Source organism: Chryseobacterium sp. UNC8MFCol, assembly GCF_000482305.1.
GTDB lineage: Bacteria > Bacteroidota > Bacteroidia > Flavobacteriales > Weeksellaceae > Chryseobacterium > Chryseobacterium indologenes.
The window spans coordinates 718,513-742,183 of sequence record NZ_KI535290.1; the positions used below are offsets into that span (position 1 = coordinate 718,513).

The 23,671-nt window shown below is 37.1% G+C and carries 24 protein-coding genes, 1 tRNA gene and 1 pseudogene; 6 read left to right on the forward strand and 20 right to left on the reverse strand.

All coding sequences use genetic code 11. From position 1 onward, the window contains the following. Positions 1-15: 15 nt before the first annotated feature. The 9 genes from M030_RS0117650 to M030_RS0117690 all read right to left on the reverse strand — a co-directional run bounded on the left by M030_RS0117650 (position 16) and on the right by M030_RS0117690 (position 7,737). Positions 16-1,041 (reverse strand): hypothetical protein, encoded by a 1,026-nt coding sequence (locus tag M030_RS0117650; protein ID WP_027374714.1) that lies wholly within the window; start codon positions 1,039-1,041, stop codon positions 16-18. A gap of 6 nt (positions 1,042-1,047) precedes the next feature. Continuing rightward, entirely contained in the window at positions 1,048-1,689 is a 642-nt protein-coding gene (locus tag M030_RS0117655; RefSeq protein ID WP_027374715.1) for a hypothetical protein, read from the reverse strand. A 44-nt stretch (positions 1,690-1,733) separates the two neighbouring features. Continuing rightward, positions 1,734-2,471, reverse strand: a complete 738-nt coding sequence (locus tag M030_RS0117660) for a hypothetical protein (RefSeq protein ID WP_027374716.1) — start codon at positions 2,469-2,471, stop codon at positions 1,734-1,736. A 249-nt stretch (positions 2,472-2,720) separates the two neighbouring features. Next, on the reverse strand, positions 2,721-4,073 hold the full coding sequence (locus tag M030_RS0117665; RefSeq protein WP_027374717.1) for a T6SS phospholipase effector Tle1-like catalytic domain-containing protein: 1,353 nt from the start codon (positions 4,071-4,073) through the stop codon (positions 2,721-2,723). A gap of 148 nt (positions 4,074-4,221) precedes the next feature. After that, on the reverse strand, positions 4,222-4,899 hold the full coding sequence (locus M030_RS0117670; RefSeq protein WP_027374718.1) for a response regulator transcription factor: 678 nt from the start codon (positions 4,897-4,899) through the stop codon (positions 4,222-4,224). Beyond that, the gene (locus tag M030_RS0117675; RefSeq protein ID WP_027374719.1) at positions 4,868-5,587 is read right to left on the reverse strand and encodes a sensor histidine kinase; all 720 of its coding nucleotides are present in this window, start codon (positions 5,585-5,587) and stop codon (positions 4,868-4,870) included. The genes M030_RS0117670 and M030_RS0117675 overlap by 32 nt, the downstream gene beginning before the upstream one ends. A gap of 62 nt (positions 5,588-5,649) precedes the next feature. Then, positions 5,650-6,273: a hypothetical protein gene (locus M030_RS0117680; RefSeq protein WP_027374720.1), complete on the reverse strand. Its 624-nt coding sequence runs from the start codon at positions 6,271-6,273 to the stop codon at positions 5,650-5,652. A 10-nt stretch (positions 6,274-6,283) separates the two neighbouring features. Further along, positions 6,284-7,051 carry a hypothetical protein gene (locus M030_RS0117685; protein ID WP_227533314.1) on the reverse strand — a complete coding sequence of 256 codons (768 nt, stop codon included), beginning with the start codon at positions 7,049-7,051 and terminating at the stop codon, positions 6,284-6,286. Positions 7,052-7,116: 65 nt separating this feature from the next. Beyond that, positions 7,117-7,737, reverse strand: a complete 621-nt coding sequence (locus M030_RS0117690) for a DUF5715 family protein (protein ID WP_027374722.1) — start codon at positions 7,735-7,737, stop codon at positions 7,117-7,119. Between the two features lie 220 nt (positions 7,738-7,957). Here M030_RS0117690 and aqpZ point away from each other — a divergent pair, with 220 nt between their 5' ends. After that, a complete protein-coding gene (aqpZ, locus tag M030_RS0117695) occupies positions 7,958-8,674 on the forward strand; it encodes an aquaporin Z (protein ID WP_027374723.1) in 717 nt (238 codons plus the stop codon). Positions 8,675-8,723: 49 nt separating this feature from the next. Here aqpZ and M030_RS0117700 read toward each other — a convergent pair whose 3' ends face one another. From M030_RS0117700 to aceB, 9 genes are all read right to left on the reverse strand, one after another. Continuing rightward, positions 8,724-9,272, reverse strand: a complete 549-nt coding sequence (locus tag M030_RS0117700; protein ID WP_027374724.1) for a hypothetical protein — start codon at positions 9,270-9,272, stop codon at positions 8,724-8,726. 44 nt (positions 9,273-9,316) lie between these two features. Next, positions 9,317-10,309, reverse strand: coding sequence for an acyl transferase (locus M030_RS0117705; protein WP_171032602.1), 993 nt, complete (start codon positions 10,307-10,309; stop codon positions 9,317-9,319). A 192-nt stretch (positions 10,310-10,501) separates the two neighbouring features. Further along, positions 10,502-11,272: a UDP-2,3-diacylglucosamine diphosphatase gene (locus tag M030_RS0117710; RefSeq protein WP_027374726.1), complete on the reverse strand. Its 771-nt coding sequence runs from the start codon at positions 11,270-11,272 to the stop codon at positions 10,502-10,504. Positions 11,273-11,295: 23 nt separating this feature from the next. Beyond that, the gene (locus M030_RS0117715) at positions 11,296-11,742 is read right to left on the reverse strand and encodes a 6-pyruvoyl trahydropterin synthase family protein (protein WP_027374727.1); all 447 of its coding nucleotides are present in this window, start codon (positions 11,740-11,742) and stop codon (positions 11,296-11,298) included. Between the two features lie 71 nt (positions 11,743-11,813). Further along, the gene (locus M030_RS24415; RefSeq protein WP_051585140.1) at positions 11,814-13,256 is read right to left on the reverse strand and encodes a serine hydrolase; all 1,443 of its coding nucleotides are present in this window, start codon (positions 13,254-13,256) and stop codon (positions 11,814-11,816) included. 82 nt (positions 13,257-13,338) lie between these two features. Further along, positions 13,339-13,725, reverse strand: coding sequence for an acyl-CoA thioesterase (locus M030_RS0117725; RefSeq protein ID WP_027374728.1), 387 nt, complete (start codon positions 13,723-13,725; stop codon positions 13,339-13,341). 135 nt (positions 13,726-13,860) lie between these two features. Beyond that, positions 13,861-14,430, reverse strand: coding sequence for an OmpH family outer membrane protein (locus M030_RS0117730; RefSeq protein ID WP_027374729.1), 570 nt, complete (start codon positions 14,428-14,430; stop codon positions 13,861-13,863). 166 nt (positions 14,431-14,596) lie between these two features. Then, a complete protein-coding gene (aceA, locus tag M030_RS0117735) occupies positions 14,597-15,877 on the reverse strand; it encodes an isocitrate lyase (RefSeq protein ID WP_027374730.1) in 1,281 nt (426 codons plus the stop codon). Between the two features lie 133 nt (positions 15,878-16,010). Continuing rightward, positions 16,011-17,585 carry a malate synthase A gene (aceB, locus tag M030_RS0117740; protein WP_027374731.1) on the reverse strand — a complete coding sequence of 525 codons (1,575 nt, stop codon included), beginning with the start codon at positions 17,583-17,585 and terminating at the stop codon, positions 16,011-16,013. A 126-nt stretch (positions 17,586-17,711) separates the two neighbouring features. Between aceB and M030_RS0117745 the strand changes: the two genes are divergently transcribed. The 3 genes from M030_RS0117745 (at position 17,712) to M030_RS0117755 (ending at position 20,760) form a co-directional block, all read left to right on the forward strand. Then, a complete protein-coding gene (locus M030_RS0117745; RefSeq protein ID WP_027374732.1) occupies positions 17,712-19,190 on the forward strand; it encodes a helix-turn-helix domain-containing protein in 1,479 nt (492 codons plus the stop codon). Positions 19,191-19,277: 87 nt separating this feature from the next. Further along, positions 19,278-19,931 (forward strand): ComF family protein, encoded by a 654-nt coding sequence (locus M030_RS0117750; RefSeq protein WP_027374733.1) that lies wholly within the window; start codon positions 19,278-19,280, stop codon positions 19,929-19,931. A 142-nt stretch (positions 19,932-20,073) separates the two neighbouring features. Continuing rightward, positions 20,074-20,760, forward strand: coding sequence for an alpha/beta fold hydrolase (locus M030_RS0117755; RefSeq protein ID WP_027374734.1), 687 nt, complete (start codon positions 20,074-20,076; stop codon positions 20,758-20,760). A gap of 1 nt (position 20,761) precedes the next feature. Here the strand turns inward: M030_RS0117755 and upp are convergent, their stop codons facing one another. Next, the gene (gene upp / locus M030_RS0117760) at positions 20,762-21,412 is read right to left on the reverse strand and encodes a uracil phosphoribosyltransferase (RefSeq protein WP_027374735.1); all 651 of its coding nucleotides are present in this window, start codon (positions 21,410-21,412) and stop codon (positions 20,762-20,764) included. Positions 21,413-21,566: 154 nt separating this feature from the next. Then, on the reverse strand, positions 21,567-22,877 hold the full coding sequence (gene der / locus M030_RS0117765) for a ribosome biogenesis GTPase Der (protein ID WP_027374736.1): 1,311 nt from the start codon (positions 22,875-22,877) through the stop codon (positions 21,567-21,569). A 257-nt stretch (positions 22,878-23,134) separates the two neighbouring features. On the opposite strand from der, the gene M030_RS0117770 reads away from it, so the two are divergent. After that, positions 23,135-23,205: transfer RNA gene (locus tag M030_RS0117770), tRNA-Gln, on the forward strand. A gap of 275 nt (positions 23,206-23,480) precedes the next feature. Continuing rightward, positions 23,481-23,671: pseudogene (locus M030_RS0117775) on the forward strand (IS5/IS1182 family transposase); the annotation flags it as partial.

Below are 23,671 nucleotides of genomic sequence, written 5' to 3' on the forward strand. Positions count from 1 at the left end.
ATTCTACACTCATCATTATGCCCACTTTATGGTATATAATTCTGCAATATTTTTGGGCCTCGTTTCAAGGCCATCGGCTTCAACATCTGTTCTTGAGCTGCTTTTTGTGTCGATAATACTCATCGGAGTGGGTCCGTTTCCGGGAGGAATCATCGCTGTTGTGGAAAATTTCAATCCATGATCATGCTTTTTAAAAATATCATTCTCAAAGGTACTGACATGGTCTCCTGTAATCGTTCCCGTTCCCGGAGCTTTTCTTTCTGTAGCATTCATATCTACTCCGGCCTGGTTATTCCAGGCACGGCTAAAGTATCCACGCATATCCAGCAACATTGAAAATCCGTTCGGTCCCTTTCCAAACCTATAGTTAAGAATTGAATTCAGCCTTGTATAGTTAGCATCCAATTCTATAGGTGCCATACATAGAGAAAACTCTCCTTCAGGCGCAAACTCGGTAGCAATGTATTGTCTTCGCTCGCCGATGACTCCCTGAATGATACACGGGAGATTCCTGAGTGCCACCCAACCTAAATTGGTGCAGCATTGGGAAATTCTTATTTCTGCATTGGGAACTTTTGAAGAAATGCCAAGAATAAGCTTTGTAGCTGACGGATTTATGGTATGCCGCAGGTTCAATTCATAGTCTCCGGTTTGAGATACGGTCACCGAGCTGGAATCCATTCCGTCAGATAACTGCATTGTTACTTCCCCGCTCACTTTTAAGCTTAAAACAATCTGAGCGGAAGCTGTCTTTCCCGGAAGCATCTGTTTCCATCTGGGAAATTCGTGCAAGGCCTGCTTAAAGGTCATTTCATCTGAAGTCTGACTTTTAAGAATAACCAACTGACCGGAATTTGAATCAAACGAAATCTTTCCGTTTGCTCCGTTATCATTGTATAACCAACCATCGGGAATGCCATAAATAAGCGCGCCGTTTTTTGATGTCTGATTACTGAAGTAACGGAAATCATCATTATACACCAGATTATTTTGTCCTAATGCGTACAGATAATCTTCGGTAGTAATATTTGTATTTTCCATGACCTTTTATTTTTTTGTGGGAAGTTTTCCTATTCTGAATACATTGCTCAGTGAATCAAAATAAACATCCATATCCTCCTGAAAAATGACAGAAAGGTATTTGCTTATGGTGAAACCCCTATTCTGCATATTAGAGGGAACAAAAAGAGATGAGGCAATGGCCATATTGGAAAAAATACCACTAGCGGTAAAAAGCCAGAGCTCGTCACTGTAATCAAAATAATTAATAGTGTTGACAGATGCTGTGTCTACGTTGCAAACTCCAAAGACACCGTTTATTTTCTGAGCAATACCAGGATACAAAACAGAAGTAGATGCATTTTCTATTCCTAACAAATCGGGAGGACAAATTCCGGGGGTACCATAAAAACCAATATTGGAGACGGTATATCTCTGCCCGTACTGAGCATCCGTGGAAACATTTTCTTTGTATGTTTCCATACTCTGGGGCTGATTTCTACTCGCCAGCGCTTTCCAGCAGTCTGAAAATGTACACGGATTATTATTAATAAATGGAGCAAATGCCAGACATATATATCTGAGATCTGCAGCTCCGGGATAAGCCCTTATGATACCTACCATCTGATTGGTAGTATTCAGATAATTGACTCCGTTTTTATCAAAATATATGTTTAATGTAGTATCCATAATAAAATCCCGAAGGAAAAATATCCTTCGGGAATGTGTATTTTTTAGAAAATGTTTAATAACTGTGTCAATGACTCTCCTGATGATACCGGGTTTACTGGTGCTGTTCCAGGTACACTTTCGATACCATAGGTTCCTGCAATCATTTGCAACTCATATGCTACATTCTGAGCACTGAATATAAAATTACATCCCGGAGCTGTAGCATTACCTGTTACAGATCCTGACGTCATATTGGTTTGAGCAGCAAATAAAACCACTTTCTCGTTTGGCTCCATGCTTACTGAACCTAGTGGTGTACATGTAAATGCGCAGAATGGCAGATATTGACCGTTTACTTTTGCAGCTAATCCTATTGTAATATTCGGGGTACCTGCTCCTCTTTCATTTTTCACGGTAATTACTCCTGCCGGAGCTGATCCGTTGGTGGAGAAAGAACCGTCCTGATGAAAAACGACAGCTGTTCCTAAAGGCACTTCATCAGATAATGCCTGCATTTGTATAGTAGTATTGGTCCCAATAGTTGACTTATTGAAAACATAAACCTTATATTTCGGTTCGTAATCAATTTCTACCGCTCCAAACATATCACTGTAGTTAATGGCAAACCAAGCCGGTACTCCTGTAGAAACCTGATTAGGTCCGGAAGCACCTTTGTACCCCATTAGCTTGTAATTGTTTTGTTGTAAGTACTGAAGAATCGCTTTTTGCTCACTTGATGTAAAATCAAAATTAATTGAAAATATTGTAGTAGCTGCTGTTTTGATAAGTGTCTTTTCCATGTTTTTAGTCTTTGGTATTCTTACTCTTTTTATGATTAGGCTTTTCAGAATCCGCCCTGTTCATATTTTATTTTGAAGCTTCAAATGAACAATTCAAAGTAACGGGAATAAAAAAACAAAAACTACAGTATAAAATACCAAATTCACCATTCAGTACTTATACTCAATGATTTAGAGCACTCAAAAATAAAGGGAGCATCGTTTGAGATGCTCCCTAACCTAAATTTAAAACTGAAAAAAGTGCCCGCACTAATTATTGATTGGGTTTATGCTTACCACTGAAGGGCTCTTTACAATCGACCTGATCCAGATGTCATTATTTGGTACACTGGTTCCGTATAAAAAGTCTGCGACAAAACTGTCTTCGGGAAGATGAAGCTCTACCGAAAGTCTCCTGTCACACGTCTGATCTACAGAAGTACTGCTGGAAACGTTCAGTCCGTTATTGATAAGTTCAATATTAATTTCGTATTGTGATCTCCTGAGCAGCTGATCAGTGCAGAGTCCAAAATTGGCTGAAATATGGATATAGTCTGCCAGCTTTTTGAAATCATACACCGGTTTTTTACCGGCAGAAAGGTCCTGTACATATTCCCGCAGGATCTTATAAAAACGTTTTAGAAATTCATGTTTATTATAATCGGTACCAAAATAGATATCAGAATCTGTGTTAAAAACTGTAGCAACTGAATTGGTCTCGTCCATCATCAGTTTTCCATACATTTTTGACAGGTCATTATAGACCTTATCCCGGCATAAGTAAGCCTGGAAGAAAATTTTCCCGTTATCAATTTCATATCCGGAAAGCAGGTCATCCCATATTTTATTTCCGGCAGCATCTGTTTTGGCATTCCTTATATCGGAAATATAATCCTGTAAATCATTATCATTCACAAAATCTGTAGAAATATAAACAGATTGTGGTCCTTCCAGATAGCCTCCTCCTATATCGGCATGCGCACCGGGGACAAAAATCTCTTTCCATACTGCTGACAGACTTTCGGATTGCTGGTCCTGCATTGCTTTAGAATTTTCAAAAAATCCGGTCAAAGGGAAAAAGAATCTGCACTCATTGACTGCACAAATATGCAATGCATGCTCCACCTGATCAGGTAAACTAAGATTATAGGTATTAAAAGGTTTTGATTCTACCGTATCGAAGACACCGAGAAATCTGATCTTGCAGTGCTGCAAAGGATAATATGATAAAAGCTGATTACAGAAAGTTCTTGCCAACATGCCCCCTCTTCCGAATCCATAAATATAAAAGTGATATTCTTTTGTCGTATCGCGGATTATCTTTTGAACGAAGTCGTCTGCTTTCCTGAGTTTATCATCTGAAGAATATCCGGTTCCGTAGGGTGGATTGGCACATGTTGCCATCGCAAAATTATTATCTTCATTACCCGTTAAAGTTCCGATTCCTTCGATGTATACTTTTTCGTCTCCGTTAAATAAGCTGTATAATTTATAGATATTGGTGAAGGTGCCATAATAGCTTTCATTATTGTTCAGCGGTTTATCCGGTGAAAGAATATTTACCCCATTATTTCCTGTACCATCAAAGAAAATCCCGATGGAAATCACTCTGCTGCCATTCATGCTTTTATTTAATTTTTATTACAAATCCTGTCTGTGTTTTATTTTTTTATAATCTCTGAGAGAGACATTTCAAAATAACAGAAGAAAGGAAAGCTAAACTAGAGTGGAAAGTACCAAATAAAAAATTCCGTATTTCTACGGAATCTGGTTATATTTTTTCAAGTGAGTAAATATTGTTGACAATGGCATATATGACAATTCCCACAGTATTCTTGGCTCCGATCTTCTCCAGTATTCTTTGCCTGTGACTCTCAACTGTTCTGGGGCTTATAAAAAGTTTTTCGCCTATTTCATTGTTGGTAAACTCCTGACAGATAAGCTTTACAACATCCTTTTCGCGTTCAGACAGCTCATCCTCTGTTTCAAAGAGAGAATTTTTCTTGGCTGTGCTGTTCATATAGGTAAATAACATCTGGTGGTCTTCTGCAGTAAAGAAGACGCCATTTTTATCAACCATGGTAATGGCATCAATGAATGTTTTCTTATTTGAGTTTTTAGGGAGGAATGCAGATACTCCCAACTTGACCATATATCCGAGAATAGAAGTCTTGTAATGGGAAGAGAGAATAATAATTTTAAGGTCGGGATACTTTTCTTTGAGAATTTCTACCAGCTCAAAACCATTCATCGGTTTCATCTGAACATCCACCAGTGCAATATCAGGAAAGTCTTCTTCTGAAAGCAATTCCAGTTGGTCAATAAAATCGGGGCCGTTATCAGAGGTGAGGCGAACCGATATATTTTTTTCATTCGACAGCAGCATTTTTACCCCTTCCAGGATCAGCTGTTCATCATCAATCAGGGCTAATTTGATTTGGGAACTCATTGTGTGTTGGTATTTTAATGATTAAACGACTTCCTTTATGTAAAAAAGTTTTTTTCCATTTGTGGGTAGCATTCATTGATTTTATACGGGATTCAATATTCTTGATACCCATGCCTTTTTTCACCTTTTCATATTCAAACCCCTGCCCATTATCTGAAATGACGACTGCCATATATTGGGAATAATCTTTTAGATAAATCCAGAGATCAGTTGCGGTAGAATGCCTGATGACATTGGTGGTAAACTCCTGAATAATCCTGTACAGCTGAACTTCCACAAAAAGATCTTTTTTTTCATACCCTGGCATTACCCGAAGAGAAATATTAATTTTATGGGAAAGGTTTGTGATAAGCTCTTCTACATATAAGACTAACCCCACAGATTCAAGGTTTACAGGATATAATGAATGGGAAATCCCTCTTGCAGCATCGATAAGGGCAGACATCTGATCATGGATATTTTTCTTAATCAATTCATCTCCCTGTGTATCAAGATTATTGAGCCATAAGGAAAGAATATTGAGTCTGTTCCCAAGGTCATCATGAATCATTACCGCAATTTTTTTTCTTTCTTCCTCCTGAGCCTTGATGCTTTCCAGTGCCAGTTTTTTCTGATGAAGAACTTCAGCCTCATGCTGTACATTTTTCTCTTTAATGATCCTGCTGATGAAAGCTCTGTAGGCAAGCAAAATAAAGGATACGATAACTGCTATGGTAACAATTATAAGGATTAACAGGTTTATATTTAAAGTTACTTCTTTAATTTGATGAAAATATATAGTAATGAGCAGTACAGAATACTCGAGAGAATATTATTGGCACTGAGAATTGTATAAAAATCACCTTCGGACAGGTTTGCAATCTGATGCTGAATGATAAAGACAAACACTGAAACCGAGTAATAGAAAAAGATACTTGCATCTACCCATAGAAAACGGTTCTGTACAGAAGTATCTTTAATTTCTTTTATCAGGGTAAATCCTGAAAGGCATATGATTATAATATTAGAAACTACTTTTGCAATATCGGCATTTGCAGGGTAATTGAAACCATATTTTGAGATCATAAAACCTGTAGCCAGAATTCCGGTACATGCGAGAAAATATCCGTGCCAGTCGAGCTTCCGTATAAATAGACCGGTCAATAGAAAAAACTCGCCTGCAATATATAAAGGATAGAGAAATGAAGTATCGTTAAATTTGAAAATATAAGGCAGAATAAGATTTAAAAGTTCAATAAAAAAAAGAAAAGCAATACAATAAAAATACTGCCTTTCTTTATTATTCAGTATATTATATTTGGCTACTCCCCACAAAATAACAGATAGAAGCAGCGCATAATTCAGGAATAAAATTGCCTTATAAATTTCAGCCATCCTTTTTATATTAAAAGCCGTCCATAGGTATTCTGCACACCGGCGGACACGGTTTTGCCCAATCGTATGTATTGGCCTCTGTAAGGGCACTACTACCGGTATTTTCAAGATTTTCAAGGAAGGAAATAAAAATAAGGGTCACCAGCATTCTTCCGTATATATCATTATATTTCAACCCAAAAGAACATACAATTCTTTTTAGCCCAACGTTTTCAAGACATAAATCAGCAGTAGGAACATAAAATTTTGTAAATATTCTGGCGCCTTTATAATCTGTACATTCCTGATAAAACCATTCCATCCCTTCATTTCTCCATTTTTCAATAGCTTCCAGTGCCTTATCCTGTTCAAGAACCGGTTTGTTTGAAATCGGAAAAGACATGTCAGCATTCTTATCAATATCTTGAAGATCTTTAGAGAGAAGGGCATTTTTGACAACAGTATACTGCTGTATTTCCTGGAGTCTGAGATCGTACTGAAGAGGAGAAAGTAAAGTGCACGGATATTCATCCATATCTTTCCTGTATCCTTTCTCATCCATAGGATACAAAATAAGGATCACCTGTGCATCATACACACCCATTGCAGCACAAAACTCTTCATATTTACTATTCTTCCTCATCCAGTCGAGATGACCGGCGTTAATTTCAAAAATGTAATTGGTAGGAAGTAATTGTTTAAGTTCAGGAAAATGAGCAAGATGTAAACTCCACTGATCCATTGCTGCCTGACACTCTTCTTTTCGCAGCATGAAATCTTCACTGTTTAATGTTATCATAGTCATGATTTTTTAGTTCTATAAAAATATAGAAACTACACATCTTATGCAAGAAAGAATTTTAATTAATAATTTCTCACAGTAATATGATAACAACTCTGCTGCTTTTCTTTGATGTAATAAATTCTACCAGTATCTACATAATGCTTTAAAACTTTCTCCATCGCTATTTCCATTCTGGGATTGTATTTGTGAACATCATTGAATCTGACATAGGAGATATCAAAAGAATTCCCGTAATTGTGAGAACTTATTCCTAATGATGCATTAGAATTGACTCTTCTCAGCCTGCACTGATCTTCCAGCGTTCTGGTCATTGAAGAAACGGTAAATGTTCCGCCTTTTGTATCCTTACTGAATTTGGAAGCTATTTTTTCCAGTGTGGTTTTCGCTTTAGATACCATGTACGCCCTGCTGTAATCAAGCTTTTGAATGCGGTACCCTTTGCCGCTTTTTTTTATTTTATGAAATTTCCCGTTGTTGATATATTTCTGTACAGTTTTGGAATCTTTGAGTAACTGTACTCCAAAACTCTTTGAAGCATCGAGATGCGGTTTGTAAAGCGCTGTCGGCTCTACCTTCAGAACAGAAGTCAGATCATAGCAGGGAAAAGCTTTTCTGGCTGCCTGTGCATGATGTAAGGTATAAACAAAAGGTACGAAGACCACACAAAGAAACTTTCTCATTAACCACCCTTTTAAATTACTAATGAAAGATAAAACGTTTATGTTATCTCTTTCAACTTTGATAATAATACACTTTACCCAAATCCCAAACAAACATTAAACCAAATTATCAATTTAACATTTTTTGTTCTCTTGTTTTTGAAATATTTTTTCAGTTTTAACTTTTTAATCTAAGATATAAATTCTACATTTGAGATACATTTTAAAAATAAACAATATGATAAAAAAACTTTTTGCTGAATTTTTCGGCACATTTTGGCTTGTTTTCGGAGGTTGCGGAAGTGCTGTTTTCGCGGCTGGTGTTCCTGACATCGGGATCGGACTTTTAGGGGTTGCCCTGGCTTTTGGTCTTACTGTTCTCACGATGGCTTACGCGGTAGGTCATATTTCCGGGGGCCACTTCAATCCCGCTGTTTCTTTCGGGCTTTTGGCAGGAGGAAGATTTCCTGCAAAAGATCTTATCCCTTACGTTGTAGCACAGTGTCTGGGTGCGCTTGTTGCTGCAGGATGTTTATATACCATCCTCAACGGAGCCGGAGTTGTTGATTTTTCAAAACCGGGAGCTTTTGCCACCAACTTTTACGGGGAAGCTGTATATAACGGAAAAGCATTCAGTATGGGAGCTGCGTTCCTTGCAGAGTTTTTATTGACTGCCTTTTTCCTTATTGTGATTATGGGAGCTACTGATAAATGGGCCAACGGTAAGTTTGCCGGGATCGCCATCGGTCTTGCACTCACTTTGATTCATTTAATCTCTATTCCGATCACGAATACTTCTGTAAACCCTGCAAGATCCCTTTCGCAGGCCGTTTTCACAGGTGGGCTTGCCATGTCACAACTTTGGTTGTTCTGGGCTGCTCCTATTCTGGGAGGCATTGTAGGTGGTTTAATCTACAAATTCTTACTTCAGAGAGATACTGCAGAAATCACAGATTAATTTACGAACAATAATTAACGATAAAATCCTGTCATGCGACAGGATTTTTTTATTTTGACTTTTTAATAATATCAAACGGATTTTTAAAAATAAGCTCTTCGTGTTTCCCTTTGATCTCCATCTTACGCTGCAGCAGATTCAGAGCCATCTTCCGGATGAAAAGATCCTTGTCGTTCAGATTCCAGTATGAGTCCTGATGAAGGTTTTTAGGTGGCCGGATCAGGAAGAATTCAGTATCCCAGGTATCTTCATTATGATAAAACTCTATAATGCCGCAATGTTCAGGAATAATGCCGGCATCTACCATACCCATCGGAAGTAAAAAGCTGAATGCATTACAAACATAATCTCCACAGGAGATTTTATCGTGCTTCAGAAATTTTTCTCCTGTATCTTTATTGAGATATGACTTTTTGAAATCATTTTTAAAATCACTTTTCGAAAGCTTGATTTCGATTTCATGACTCATTCCTTCTCCGTCAATGATCAGTATATCTGCTTCCCAGTCAGCCTGAAAATAGTTCGTCAGCACGAGTTCTTTTTCAAAATCGCAGTGGGTATGAATGTATGCATGAACAAGTTCTTCTATTTTAATCATTTTGACAGAAGGGAATTATATTTTTATATCTTTGATTTCAGCGATCAGCTTACCAGAAGACTGCAGCCACGGATATCAGAATGATCTATCCGTCCCAGCACCTGAAATTGATCACCCATTATTTTACCCAGATCCTGGGTAGCAATAAACGAGCACGAATGCATGTTGGCAAGGTCTATAATATTAATTGCCCCGGTTCTGCCTTCTTTTTCGTACGAGAAAGGATCTTCAGCATTTCTCACCATGATCCTCATCCAATTGGGGCATTTATATTCATTATTCCCTAAAGAATAGGCTTGTGACAGCAATTCTGTCATCGAATATTCGGAATAGATTTTATCTGTTTTAAGACCGTCCTGCAAGATTTTTAAAAGCTCATCTTTGGTCATTTCCTCCTTCCGGCCTTTCATCCCTCCTGTTTCTATGACGATCATATTTTCAAGAACATGCAGAGATTCCTTATTCAATCCGGAATGACAGTAATCTAAGAAATCCAGCAGGGCAAAGGAAACCCCGAAAAGAATAACTTTTTGATTTCCCAGCTGATTTAATAACTGAAGCAGCTCGGAATGGTTATAAAGAAAATATCCGTTTTCAGGTTTTCCTGATTTTTTCATCAGATAATCTACCATATAGATCAATGATGAGTTCTGTTTTTCCAGGTAACTTGGCAGCAGTCCTAAGAAAATAAAATCCTCAGGTTTCCCGATAAACTGTTCAAAGCTTTTATAAATACTCTCTTCATACAAAGCGGGATCGGCAATATGATGTTTCGAAAGATTCATCTGCGTGGTTCCGGAACTTTGGAAAAAGAGATCAGCTCTGACATTTTTATCAAGAATATGATGATTTTTAAACATTTCTATGGGAAGAAAAGGTATTTCGGCCAAGGTATTCACCTCATCGGGGTTAACTTTTAAAAAGTCAACGAACTTCCTATATATTTCAACATTTTCATACTGATAGCGAAATGTTTTTAAGGATGCATCCAGGAAGTCCTGTTCAGTTTGTATGTTGAATATATTTTTCACTTCCATATTTTTTAATCTTCATTATTACTTCATTATAAAGCAATTAACAGAAAAAACATTTTTATTTAATAATTTTTTAATAGAACGAATATACTTTGGTAAAATTCTTGCAAGTACTTAATTGGAATATGGATTAAAAACAAGAATAGATTTCGGTCTATTCGAAAATTACCTCTTTTAGGGGTAATTTTTTTTGTTCTATTTTTCAAAGACTTTCAGTTCAAAATCTTTTTCAAAAACCCCGTAGGTAAAATAGGAAATCCAGTCTCCAAGGTTAATATATTTTGAATCCGGTTCCAGATTGAGGACCATGGGAAGATGTCTGTGTCCGTAGATGAAATAATCAATCTTTTCAGTCTTCAGTTTTTCTTTGGAATAAATGATCAGAAACTCCCTGTCTTCACCTAGAAATGCTTTATCTTCTTCGCCGGAAATCATTTTATTCTTTTGAGAAAGGTACAACGCGATTTTCATGGCAATATCGGGATGCAGCCATTTAAAAAACCATTGAGCTACAGGATTGGTGAATAATTTTTTCATTCTTTTATACCCTTTATCTCCGGGTCCCAGACCATCTCCATGGGCGAGCAAAAACTGCTTGCCACCCATTTCAAAATATTGTTTCTGGTAAAAAACCGTACAACCGATTTCTTCTTCCAGGTAATCTTTCATCCATAAATCGTGATTGCCCACAAAGAAATAAATGTGAATTCCCCTGTCTTTCAATTCGGCGATTTTCCCGAGAACACGTACATATCCTTTGGGTACAACATGTTTCCATTCATGCCAGAAATCAAAAAGGTCACCCATTAAAAACAGAACCTGTGCATCTTCTTTGATCTCATCCAGCCAGCGAATAAACCTCTCTTCACGCACACGACTCTCTTTGGGTGTGGGAGCGCCAAAATGCTGATCTGAGGCGAAGTATACCTTTTTCCCGGGTTCTAAATTAATTATTGTCTTTAACACCGTTTGAGTTTTGTTGAATACTTTTATTGATTATCTTCTGCAAACCATTCTCCATAAGAGTTTTCTGTCTCATGAAGTTTAAGATAAGCTAAAGAAATACCTTCAGGAAGTTTTGATTTTATTTTTGAAGCGATGGCATACAACATGTTTTCACAAGTCGGCTGAAAGCTGCAATAGATTACTTTATGACCTCTCTGTTCAAGATCATCTCCCAATTCTTTGTGAGGAGATAAGGCATTAACAAGCACTGCATGATCCCATACATCAACAATTTCAGATTTCACGATACTTTTGATATCTCCAAAATCGACCACCATCCCGTTTTTAGGGTTTTCTATATCATTAATCGGTTTTCCTTTCACCGTTACAAACAGTTTATAGGAATGTCCGTGCATATTTTTACACTTCCCATCGTAATTGTAGAGTACGTGAGCCGTTTCGAATGTAAAAATTTTTGTAATACGTATCATACTGCAAAGATATGATAAAACAGTTGAACACAGAAAAAGACTGTATCTATTAAAGGTATTAAAGTATTCTTTTAGTCGATTTTCAACGTTAAATTATTATCCCTTGTTCCATCTGTATTGGAAGAATAGTAAGGAACCGAAAGCCATCCGTTTGTATTCATCACAAACTTAAAACCATATGTTTTCCCTTTTTCATAATAAGATTTGGGTAGGGCAAGTTCAAAGGTATTGTTCTTTTTCAGAATCATCCGATATGCTTTATCACCGGTATTCCAATTATTAAATGAACCTGCAACGGTAAGATTTCTGATATATTCAGTGCTCTGTTTTTCTGGAAACTGGTAGGAAAAAACGACTTTATCTTTTTCTATACGATAGCCATAAGTTTCTTTTTTATGATCAGGATAAACAAGAGGTTCAGACTTTGTGTATTCTTCTGCCACCATATAAGGATTCAGCAAACGTTTATCCATAATTCCTGCTATCTGATTCACCATTGGAAAATAAACCGGAAATTCTTTGTATCCGTTATACATTAAGATAATAGCCATATCGTTTTCGGGAAAAATCCTGTATGCGCTTACATTTCCACCGGAAAAATGATATGATTTGATGTTATTAAATTCTGAAATATCCCAGCCATGGGTGAAAGCCACTTTTTTATTTTTATATTTGAACGGTTTCCACATCAACTCCCTTGTGCCAGGTTTTAGAAAATCATTTTTGGCAAGATGAATGCTCCATTGTAAAAAAGCAGGCAATGTAATCGCCAGTCCATTGGCTGAATGCGCCCTTCTCCCTTCTACAAATGTGGATTTATCGTATTGATGGGTTTCTTTATTATAAATATATTTCACGATTCTGTTGGGAATTTCCTCCACAGAATCTGATGAAAACACCAACTGATTCCGCAAGTCAGGGAATTGATTTTTCACGATATAATCTTCAAATTTTTCTCCTGTTACCTTTTCAATGATCATGGTAACCAACAGATAGTTTGTCTGGTTGTATCTGTAATCACTGCCGGTTTCAAATTCCATATTTTCTTTTGACAACCGATCAATAACCTCAGCATCGGTGGCATCTTTCGAAATATCGCTGAAGTGAATCCAGTCCGGAAGACCCGAAGAATGGGAAACAAGATTTTTAACCTGAATATTTTGCCATTTTGCCGGTAAATGGTCTATATATTTTGAAATGTTGTCGTCCAACGATACTTTTCCCTGTTCAATCAGCTGAAACAGACCAACATTTGACATGAGCTTTGTCGTAGAATATATCCTGAACATCGAATGCGAATCGACCTTTTTATTGGTTTCCAAGGTTTCAGTTCCATAATATTTCTGGAAAATTACCTTATTATTTTTTACAATCCCAACAGCCATTCCCGGGATCTCATTGACCTGAATAACATTCTTTACATAGGTATCAATTGCTTTTGATTGCTCAGGAGTCTGGGTATATCCCAACAGTGAAAAGTGTATAACTAGGGGTATGAAAATTTTGTTTTTCATTGGTTATGATGTTAGTGATTCTTATAAAAGACAGTTCAAAGCCTCACTATATTACAGTTCATACAAAGTGAGTTGTTTTTTTTCACTTTAATTTCTCCAGCCAGTCGTTTTCCAGTCTTTTAATCTTCTTTGCCTGAGGATCAAATAAAATCCAAAGTGTAGCGGAGTCTACGACAAGCTGATCATGGCAATAAAATTCCACTTTTCTCGGTTGCTTTGCACCTTCAGGGGTTTGAGGGTAAGTTTTGACGGTGATGATATCGTTCAGATAGACTTGTTTTTTGTATTGAATATGATGATCAAGAAGCATCCATACATCGTTTGCATATTCGGTTTTATGTTTTAGGAGATCCCAATGTTCTGCTGCTACTTCCTCTACCCAGTGTACATATTGCACGTTGTTCACATGATTGTTCCGGTCGATATGTTCTTCTGCTACTCTGATCTGTTTCTCGTATATTAAATCCATTTCTGCGAAAAGTTTACTCAAATGTATCACTTAATCCTAAAAAATCCCGCTTTTATCCATTAAAAGCATCCATTTATACAAAAAAAGGAACCAGATATATTCTGATTCCTTTTAAACATTTATAGTATATTATACTTATTTCTTAGCTTTTGTAGCCGGAGCAGAAGCGGTTGCTCCTAATTTTGTTTTTACGGATGCTGTGATATCTTCAGTTCCGTCTGTGTAGATAAGGTTATTATTGTCAGGTTGCGAAACATCAAATACGAAATTTAACCCTTTTTCTTTAGCAACGGCAGAGATAGCTCCTTTTACTTTTTGTTGTAACGGAACAAAAAGTTCATTTTGTTTTGTAGAAATTTCTTTGCTGGCCTGTGCTCTGGCTTCTTCTATTTTTTTACCTAATGCCTGCAGGTCTGTCTGGGCAGCCATCAATTCTTTAGTTACCGCCTCTCTGTTGGCTTCGCTAAGGGTTTTCTCTTTATCTTGTGCAGCTTTTAGCTTTGTCTGATACTCCCCTATTAATTTTTCGATTTCTGTCTGTTTTGTTTTTGTCAGATTATCAACGGTTGAAGTAATTGTTTTTACCTCAGATAAACTTGCAAAAATCTCATCTGTGTTTACACTTCCGATCTTTTGTTGAGCGTTGGCAGCATTAGCAGTTAATGTTAAACCTAACGCAATAAAAAGTCCTTTAATTAAATTCATTCTGTATATTTTTTTTCGAAAATTTTCGTCCCCAAATATAATATAAATTTTTATTCATCATCATCCGGGTTTTCTGCCTTACATAAACACAGTAAACAGCTATTGAGCAAACCATAAAAACCTTCCCAGAAACGAGAAGGTTACATCAAAAAATAAGGAAAAATGACTAATGAAACTGGGCAGTTTCCGTAGAGTCTTTCATTGCTACGGTAGCTGATGAGCCATTGGTAACAATATTCTGTATTTCATCAAAATATCCTGTTCCTACAAAAGACTGATGCTTCACTGCTCTGAAACCTTTTTGTTGCAAAGCAAATTCCCGCTCCTGTAATTCAGAATATCCTGCCATTCCTCTTTCTTTATAAGCAAGAGCTAACTCAAACATTGCTGTATTTAAAGCATGGAATCCTGCCAAGGTAATAAACTGGAATTTATATCCCATTTTGGCCAGTTCCTCACGGAAAGTAGACATTTCTTCAACACTCAGTCTGGCAGCCCAGTTGAATGAAGGTGAGCAATTGTATGCCAACATTTTTCCCGGAAACTTGGCGTGAATTCCTTCTGCAAATTTTCTTGCCTGTTCTAAATCCGGATTTGAAGTTTCCATCCAGATAAGGTCGGCATAAGGTGCGTAAGACAGTCCTCTGTCTATTCCTTGCTCTACTCCGTTTTTTACGACATAGAATCCTTCGGAAGTTCTTTCTCCTGTCACGAATTTTTTATCTCTGTCGTCAATATCCGATGTCAGCAAATCTGCAGCGTCAGCATCTGTTCTTGCAATAATCAAACTTGGAACTCCTAAAACATCAGCTGCCAAACGCGCTGCCACCAATTTATTGATGGCTTCCTGTGTAGGAACGAGTACTTTTCCGCCAAGGTGTCCGCATTTTTTTGCAGAAGAAAGCTGATCTTCAAAATGCACTCCCGCTGCTCCTGCTTCAATCATTTGTTTCATGAGTTCAAAAGCATTTAAGTTTCCGCCAAAACCTGCCTCAGCATCAGCAATTATCGGGACAAGATATTCTTTATCTCCGGTTCCGTTTACCGATTGTATCTGATCTGCCCTTAACAGAGCATTATTGATTTTTTTTACTACTGAAGGAACAGAGTTTGCAGGGTATAAAGACTGGTCCGGATACATCTCTCCTGAAAGGTTCGCATCAGCCGCTACCTGCCATCCTGAGAGATAAATCGCTTCCAGCCCGGCATCTACTTCCTGTACCGCCTGGTTGCCAGTGAGTGCCCCAAGCCCTGCCACATATTCCCGGCTGTTCAATTTATCCCAGAATTTTTCTGACATTTCTTTTGCAATGGTATACTCAATTTTATACGAACCGCGAAGTTTTAAAACTTCTTCTGCAGTATAAGGTCTTTTTATTCCGCTCCAACGAGGGTTCGTCAGCCAATCTTGCTCTATAGCCTGGATTTGTTCTTGTCTTGTTTTCATAATATTTGGATTTTGTTATTTTTTGTAATGATATAGGGGTAAAGTTTTGATCATGAAGCACCGACATTCCTCATCGGTTTACAATTCTCCATTCTCCATTCTCCATTTTCAATTTTCAATTTTCAATTTTCAATTAAATAAAAGGATATGCTTTGAGCGTTAAAAATTCTTCAAATTTTTCCGAGAACACCAATTCATTGAAAAGTTCTTTAGCCAGGTTGAATTTTCCTTTTTTAAAACGTTCCTCTCCAACATATTTTTCAATATTTTCCATTTCTTCGGCTTCCCATTGCAGGATCATATGGCGGGTCAGGGTCCTGTCATCACTTAAAACCGCTTCATTTTTCAGCCATTGCCAGATCTGCGTTCTTGAGATTTCGGCGGTAGCTGCATCTTCCATAAGGTTATAAATCGCTGCTGCACCGGTTCCCATCAGCCAGCTTTCAAGGTAAAGGATACCTACGTTAATATTTTTTCGGACTCCTTTTTCGCTAATATCGCCTTTAGGTATTTCCAGAAGATCGGTTTCTCTGATATGGTATTCAATTTTTTTGTCTATCTGGTTTTTTGAGGGCATATGCAGGTCAAAGACCTCTTTTGCTACTGCAACTAATGCAGGATGGGCAACCCAGGTACCGTCATGACCGTTTTTCACTTCCCGTTCTTTATCATTTCTGACCTTTTCAAAAGCAATTCTATTGGCTTCATCATCGTCTTTTACAGGAATCTGAGCGGCCATACCTCCGATAGCGTGAACATTTCTTTTGTGGCAACCTTCAATTACTCTTTTTGAATAAGCGCTCATGAAAGGTGAAGTCATTGTCACCTGATCTCTGTCCGGAACGATAAAATCCGGCAGGTTTCTGAATTTTTTAATAAATGAGAAAATATAATCCCATCGTCCACAATTGAGTCCGGCGCTGTGCTCTTTTAATTCATATAAAATCTCATCAATCTGAAATGAAGCGGTAATGGTCTCTATTAAAACGGTTGCTTTGATTGTTCCTTCCGGAATACCCATATAATTTTGTGCAAAAACAAAAACATCATTCCACCAACGGGCTTCTTTATAATGTTCCAGCTTGGGAAGATAGAAATAGGGACCACTTCCGTTAGTCAGCAAGTTTTTTGCATTTCTGAAAAAATACATTCCAAAATCAATTAATGATCCTGAGGTGAGTTCACCATTGATTTCAATATGCTTTTCAGGAAGATGTAATCCTCTTGGACGGACTAATAAAACGGCAGTTTTTTCATGAAGTCTGTAGACTTTACCCTTTTCGTTCACAAAATCAATAGACCTGTTGATGGCATCGGAAAGATTGATCTGTCCCTGCATGCAATTCTCCCATGTCGGCGAGCTGCTGTCTTCCAGATCAGCCATGAAGGTACAAGCTCCCGAATTCAGGGCATTAATAATCATTTTTCTGTCTACGGGCCCGGTAATTTCAACTCTTCTGTCTAATAAATCTTGCGGTAATGGTGCACACACCCAGTTTCCGTTTCTAATGTCTTCCGTTTCTTTTAAAAACTCGGGAAAAATACCTTTGTCGAATTCCTGCTGTGTTTTTTTTCTTTCCTCTAAAAGTTCTAATCTTTTCGGATTGAATTTCTGGTGAAGCTCAATCAAAAAATCATTCAGATCCTGAGTAAATATCTCATCAAACTGTGTCTGTGACTTAATAACTAACTGGGTTTTAGTTTCCATAACTTGTTGATTTTGTGATTCTGTCTTACAAACATAAACAAAAATTTTCACAAACAGCGAACGTTCGCTAAATTTATTTAAAAATTATTATGCGAATAATCGCATCTAATTATTTATATTTGAGTAATGAATTCAGACAGCGACTTTATCAAAACAGTTTTCGGGCTTAAACTGAAACAGCAGCGACAAAAGAAAAATTGGTCGTTACAGGACCTTGCCGTAAAGACCGGGCTTTCAAAATCTTACCTTAACGAAATTGAAAACGGGAAGAAATATCCGAAACACGACAAGATCATTCAACTTTCAGAAGCACTCAGCTGTACTTTTGATGATCTGGTTTCTACCAAACTGGATAAGAGTCTGTCTCCGTTTAATGAAATTTTACAATCTGATTTTTTCAAAGAGGTTCCGCTGGAATTATTCGGGATTAATAAAAACAACCTCATCAGTATCATCAGTGATGCTCCTAAAAAGGTAACAGCCTTTATTAATGCGCTGATTGAGATTTCCCAAAACTATAATCTCGGAAAAGAGAGGTTTTATTTTGCTGTCCTAAGGTCATTTCAGGAGTTGTATGATAATTATTTCCCGGAAATTGAAGAAAAAGTAAACCAGTTTGCCGAAGAAAATCAATTGGAGATCAACAAGGATTTAAAATCTGATGTTCTGGAAAAAATTCTTTTGGAAAAGTTTAATTACACCATTCAGTCTGAAGGTTTTGAAAAATATGACACTCTTGACAATCTTCGTTCTCTTTTTATCCCGGAGCGCAAATTGCTGCTTTTGAATAAAAAGCTTGAAAAGGATCAGAAGACATTTATTTTAGCAAAAGAAATAGGCTTTAATGTCCTTGAATTAAAAAATCGTCCCAATACGTATTCGTGGCTTGATTTCGGAAGTTTTGAAGAGATCCTCAACAATTTTTATGCTTCATATTTTGCCGGAGCCCTTCTAATTTCCAAAGAAATTGCCATTGAAAAAACTTCAGAATTTTTCCGGCAAAACCAATGGGCTCCTGAAAGCTTCGGAAGCCTTATCAACAGTTTCACCCATTCTCCGGAAACCTTTTATTACCGGCTGACTAATATTCTTTCGGCGGAAATGGGAATTAGAGATTTATTTTATTTGTGTCTTGTCAAAAAGAAAGGTTCAGATAAGATCCAGATTTTAAAAGAACTACACCTTAATCATCAACAGGCTCCTCACGCCAACGCCACCAATGAGCATTACTGCAGAAGATGGATAGCTGTAAAAAACCTTGATGACCTGAAGGAAAACGAAACGCTTACCGATGCACAGATTTCTCATTATAAAGATCAGGGGGTAAGTTATCTGGTTATTTCGACCTCGCAAAAAAACCCTTTCTCTGACGGAAGCAACAGAAGTTATTGCCTTGGGATTTTACTGAATTCTCAGACGATCAAAAAAATCAATTTTGTCAAATCCCCTACGTTGCAAACCATTAATGTAGGTGTAACCTGTGAATCCTGCAGCATCCCGGACTGTGAAGTAAGACAAGCTACGCCCGTACGACTGGAAAAGGAACATTTCAACCTCAGCATGAAAAATTCTATTGAGAAGGTGAGAAAAGATTTCGAGAGGTAAATTCAGAAATCCTGTGATGAAAGAGTGTTAAGATAAAAGGTTGATACCCATTGAAATGTATTTTATATCTTTAAGAAAAACACACTCATGATACTTGACCTATTATTTCCTAACCGCTGTATTCATTGCAACAGAATGATTGATGCTGAGTTATTGGTATGTGATTTATGTTTTGATCAGATTCATTTTACGCATTACAATTATTTTGAAAACAATCCTATTCGCGAAAAATGCAGCCTGCTCTTTCCTGTTGAGAATACCTTTGCTCTGATACAGTTTGAAAAAGAAAACCTGAGCAGGAAGCTTATCCATGAGCTCAAATATAAAGGAAGGGAGAAAGTCGGAAAAATTCTTGCAGAATGGACCACGGAAGTAGTGGATTTTAAAAACCGGAAACCCGATCTCCTGGTAAGCGTTCCTCTTCATCCGAAAAAATTAAGAGAAAGGGGATATAATCAGCTTCACCTTTTCACGGAGACATTGTCGGAATTTTACAGGATTCCGTTTGATCATCAGCTTATCAAAAGAAATCACTATTCAAAAGCCCAGGCATTAAAAGATAAGAAACACAGGCTGGAAACCGTTAACACCTTTTCTTTAACCCAACCTGTTAGCGGGCAACATATTTTACTAATCGATGATGTCTTTACTACCGGCAATACCATCTCTTCTATAGCCTGGGAGATTTTAAATTCCGGCAACAATAGGGTGAGTGTATTGGTAATGGCTATAGATGTTTAATTTTTAATTGAAAATGGAGAATTGAGAATTGAAAGTTGAGAGTTGAGAATTGAAAGCAGAAAATTTCATTTCTCAAGGATTGCTGTCCGACAATTTTCTTTTTTCCGTTCTTTTTCTTAATTTTCAGGAAAACTAAATAGCAATGCTCAATTTGATTTTACTACACGGAGCCTTAGGTCACAGTGATATATTCACTCCTTACCTGGAAACATTATCGCAATATTTTAATATTCATACTCCTGTATTTTCAGGACATGGAGATACAGAACTTCCTGCGAACGGCACCAGTATAGAAAAATATACGCTGGAATTATCAGACTATTGTACAAAAAATAATCTGACAGATGTTTATATTTTTGGCCACAGCATGGGAGGCTATGTTGCTCTTTGCTATGGAATGAAAAATCCGGAAAATATAAATTCCATTATGACTTTGGGGACAAAATTTGAATGGAGCGAAGAACAGGCTTTACAAGAGAGCAAAATGCTTGATCCTGATATAATCCTTGAAAAGGTTCCTCAATATGCACAGCTTTTAGAATCACAACACGGCTCAAAATGGAAACAATTACTTCCTGCCATAGCTGATCTGATGGTTAATTTAGGTAAAAATCCTCCATTGGAAAACAATCTGGCTACGATTACTATTCCTACTCAGATTATGGTAGGTGACCGAGACCATATGGTAACCATTGAAGAAAGTCTGAATGTCTACAGAACCCTCCCTAATGCAAAAATGGCCGTACTTCCGGATACAAAGCATCCTATGGATAAAGTACGACCTGATTTATTAGTAAGCTTAATAAAAGATTTCTGGAATCTTTCTTAATTTATCGCTGAAGTTTTTCTCCGTAGCTTAGGTCTCCCGCATCTCCTAAGCCAGGGGTGATATACCCTTTAGACGTTAAGTGTTCATCTATAGCTCCTACCCAAATGTAAGCATCGGGATATGCCTTTTGAACAGTTTCCACACCTTGTCTGGAAGCAATAGCTGCTACAATATGAAGCTGGGTTGGATTTCCGTTTGTCAACAAATCTTTAATAGCTTCAATTAAAGATGCGCCGGTTGCCAGCATTGGATCAGCTACAATGAGTGGTCTGTTTTCAATACTTGGACAGGTAAGGTAATCCTGTTTGATAGAAAAATAATCATTCGCATCATGTTTTCTATAAGCTGCAACAAAACCGCAATCTGCTCTGTCAAGATAATTAAGGATTCCTTCAAACAATGGAACTCCGGCTCTCAGAATAGTAGTAATAACCGGCTGTACTGCAATTTCTCTGCTTTTGATGGTATCTAAAGGAGTCTGGATTTCAACTTCTCTTTGCTCCAGTCCTTTGCTTATTTCAAAAGCTGCGATTTCTCCTATTCTTTCCATATTTCTTCGGAATCTCATCCGGTCATGTTGAACTTCAACGTTTCGAAGTTCATTAATCCATTCATTAACAAGAGAAAAATTATCTGATAAAATAGTAAGCATGAAGATCTTAATTTTTAATTAGGGTTAGTCTACATTAATTCCTGCAAAATTACAACTAAAAAACGAATTTGCATTTTAACACGAGTCATATAGATATATCTATAAAAAATCTGGCAAGGAAATCGCCTCGCCAGATTTTATGTAAAAGTCATTTTTATTTTTGTCTGAAATACACTTCAATCGGAACTCCGGTAAACCCGAATTGTTTTCTCAACTGGTTTTCAGTAAATCTCTTATAAGGCTCCTTCACATACTGTGGCAGGTTGCAGAAGAATACAAACTGTGGCGAAGGTGTAGGAAGCTGAACGCAATATTTGATTTTAATATATTTCCCTTTCAATGCCGGAGGTGGGGTGTGTTCGAAAATCGGAAGCATTACTTCATTCAATTTTGAAGTTTTGATCTTCTTTTTACGATCTTCATATACTTCCATAGCAACTTCCACTGCTTTTAAGATTCTTTGTTTTGTTAATGCAGAAACAAACAGAATTGGAATATCCTGGAACTGACCGATTTTATCCTTAATTGATTTTTCAAAATCACGCATGGTATTGGTTTGCTTGTCTTCGATCAAATCCCATTTGTTGACAAGGATAACAATTCCTTTCCTGTTTTTCTGTGCAAGGCCAAAGATATTCATATCCTGAGATTCCCATCCCTGGGTAGCATCTACCATAATGATTACCACATCAGAATATTCGATAGAACGGATAGATCTCATTACGGAATAGAATTCCAGGTCTTCATTTACTTTAGACTTTCTTCTCATCCCGGCAGTATCTACCAATACAAACTCGTGTCCGAATTTATTGTACAGCGTCTGGATGCTATCTCTGGTCGTTCCTGCAATATCTGTTACGATATTTCTTTCTACATCCAATAAAGCATTGGTCATCGTAGACTTACCTACGTTAGGACGTCCTGCAATGGTAATTTTTGGTAATCCTTCGAAAGGATCTTTATATTCTGTAGTCGGAAAGTCTTTAACGATGTCATCAAGCAAGTCTCCTGTTCCGGAACCCGTTGCTGAAGAAAGTGTGTAATATTTATCAATTCCTAACTGATAAAATTCTGTTGCCGGAAGTTCTTCCTTAGAAGAGTCTACCTTGTTAATAACAATATAAATCGGCTTGTTGGATCTTCTCAATATCCTGTAGATCTCATGGTCAGTATCAGTAAGCCCCTCTTCCACATTCATCATAAAGATGATAGAAGTTGCTTCATCTACTGCCAGCTGTACCTGCTTACGGATCTCTTCCTCAAAGATATCATCTGTACCTACATCATATCCTCCGGTATCAATTACCGTGAAGTCTACTCCATTCCAGTCAGATTTTCCATAATGGCGGTCTCTGGTTACACCGGCTGTAGAATCTACGATAGCTTCTCTTCTTTCTAGAAGACGGTTAAAAAGCGTGGATTTCCCTACATTGGGACGTCCAACGATTGCGACAATATTTGACATAAAAAATGTTTAATAATCCTTTGCTATGCTCCGGATAAGTTATTAATGGGTTACTCCAACTTTTGGAGCCCAATTTTTTGCAAAGATAAGGTTTTATTCTTTAGGAGTGTGGATGTAAGAAAATTTGAAAAAAAATTAAAAAATTAAAACTTTGGATATCAATCCATAAAGCCTTTACCAGTATAATTCCGTAAAATAATCTTTACTTTTGATTTTTATATTTCAAATAATTTATATAATTTCGCAGCATCAAAAACAGACCCATGGTGTAGCGGTAACACTACTGATTTTGGTTCAGTCATCTGGGGTTCGAATCCCTGTGGGTCTACAATTTAGCAATTAACCACTTGATTTTCAAGTGGTTTTTTATTTCCTAGTCAATATTTAGTCAATTAGTTTGTTTTTTTAAAAAAAATACACTTCAGGATTTCAAAAATACTCTTGCACATATTTAGCACTCTTTTAAGTCTATTGAGGTATAATTAGTCATTCCTTAAAATAAATACAACGATTTGATATTCAATATTTTATTATCAAATTTCGCTTAAAAATGTTGTATAAAATTGCAGAAAATCGTATTTTTAGGGTATAAAAAGTGGCAAAATGTTAGGAAAAATAAAACAGGATTTACAGCAAAATTTATTCAGGACCAGACTTACCGAGCTTATTAATATGGATCATCCACTTGTAAAATTAGCGCATGAGATTTCTTGGGATAAAATAGAAGCTGAGTTCGAGGGTTTATTTTCAAAAGAAGGAAGACCCTCTATTGCGGTTCGCAAAATAGCAGGAAT

Bases quoted from the DNA above. Each gene is read 5' to 3' on its own strand.
- aceB (WP_027374731.1), bottom strand. From the start codon at position 17,585: ATGGAAACTAAAACCCAGTTAGTTATTAAGTCACAGACACAGTTTGAT.
- M030_RS24415 (WP_051585140.1), bottom strand. From the start codon at position 13,256: ATGAAAAACAAAATTTTCATACCCCTAGTTATACACTTTTCACTGTTG.
- der (WP_027374736.1), bottom strand. From the start codon at position 22,877: ATGTCAAATATTGTCGCAATCGTTGGACGTCCCAATGTAGGGAAATCC.
- aceA (WP_027374730.1), bottom strand. From the start codon at position 15,877: ATGAAAACAAGACAAGAACAAATCCAGGCTATAGAGCAAGATTGGCTG.
- M030_RS0117730 (WP_027374729.1), bottom strand. From the start codon at position 14,430: ATGAATTTAATTAAAGGACTTTTTATTGCGTTAGGTTTAACATTAACT.
- M030_RS0117725 (WP_027374728.1), bottom strand. From the start codon at position 13,725: ATGGATTTAATATACGAGAAACAGATCAGAGTAGCAGAAGAACATATC.
- M030_RS0117700 (WP_027374724.1), bottom strand. From the start codon at position 9,272: ATGATTAAAATAGAAGAACTTGTTCATGCATACATTCATACCCACTGC.
- M030_RS0117680 (WP_027374720.1), bottom strand. From the start codon at position 6,273: ATGGCTGAAATTTATAAGGCAATTTTATTCCTGAATTATGCGCTGCTT.
- M030_RS0117755 (WP_027374734.1), top strand. From the start codon at position 20,074: ATGCTCAATTTGATTTTACTACACGGAGCCTTAGGTCACAGTGATATA.
- M030_RS0117655 (WP_027374715.1), bottom strand. From the start codon at position 1,689: ATGGATACTACATTAAACATATATTTTGATAAAAACGGAGTCAATTAT.
- M030_RS0117650 (WP_027374714.1), bottom strand. From the start codon at position 1,041: ATGGAAAATACAAATATTACTACCGAAGATTATCTGTACGCATTAGGA.
- M030_RS0117685 (WP_227533314.1), bottom strand. From the start codon at position 7,051: ATGATAACATTAAACAGTGAAGATTTCATGCTGCGAAAAGAAGAGTGT.
- M030_RS0117670 (WP_027374718.1), bottom strand. From the start codon at position 4,899: ATGAGTTCCCAAATCAAATTAGCCCTGATTGATGATGAACAGCTGATC.
- M030_RS0117750 (WP_027374733.1), top strand. From the start codon at position 19,278: ATGATACTTGACCTATTATTTCCTAACCGCTGTATTCATTGCAACAGA.
- M030_RS0117690 (WP_027374722.1), bottom strand. From the start codon at position 7,737: ATGAGAAAGTTTCTTTGTGTGGTCTTCGTACCTTTTGTTTATACCTTA.
- M030_RS0117745 (WP_027374732.1), top strand. From the start codon at position 17,712: ATGAATTCAGACAGCGACTTTATCAAAACAGTTTTCGGGCTTAAACTG.
- upp (WP_027374735.1), bottom strand. From the start codon at position 21,412: ATGCTTACTATTTTATCAGATAATTTTTCTCTTGTTAATGAATGGATT.
- M030_RS0117715 (WP_027374727.1), bottom strand. From the start codon at position 11,742: ATGATACGTATTACAAAAATTTTTACATTCGAAACGGCTCACGTACTC.
- M030_RS0117660 (WP_027374716.1), bottom strand. From the start codon at position 2,471: ATGGAAAAGACACTTATCAAAACAGCAGCTACTACAATATTTTCAATT.
- M030_RS0117705 (WP_171032602.1), bottom strand. From the start codon at position 10,309: ATGGAAGTGAAAAATATATTCAACATACAAACTGAACAGGACTTCCTG.
- M030_RS0117665 (WP_027374717.1), bottom strand. From the start codon at position 4,073: ATGAATGGCAGCAGAGTGATTTCCATCGGGATTTTCTTTGATGGTACA.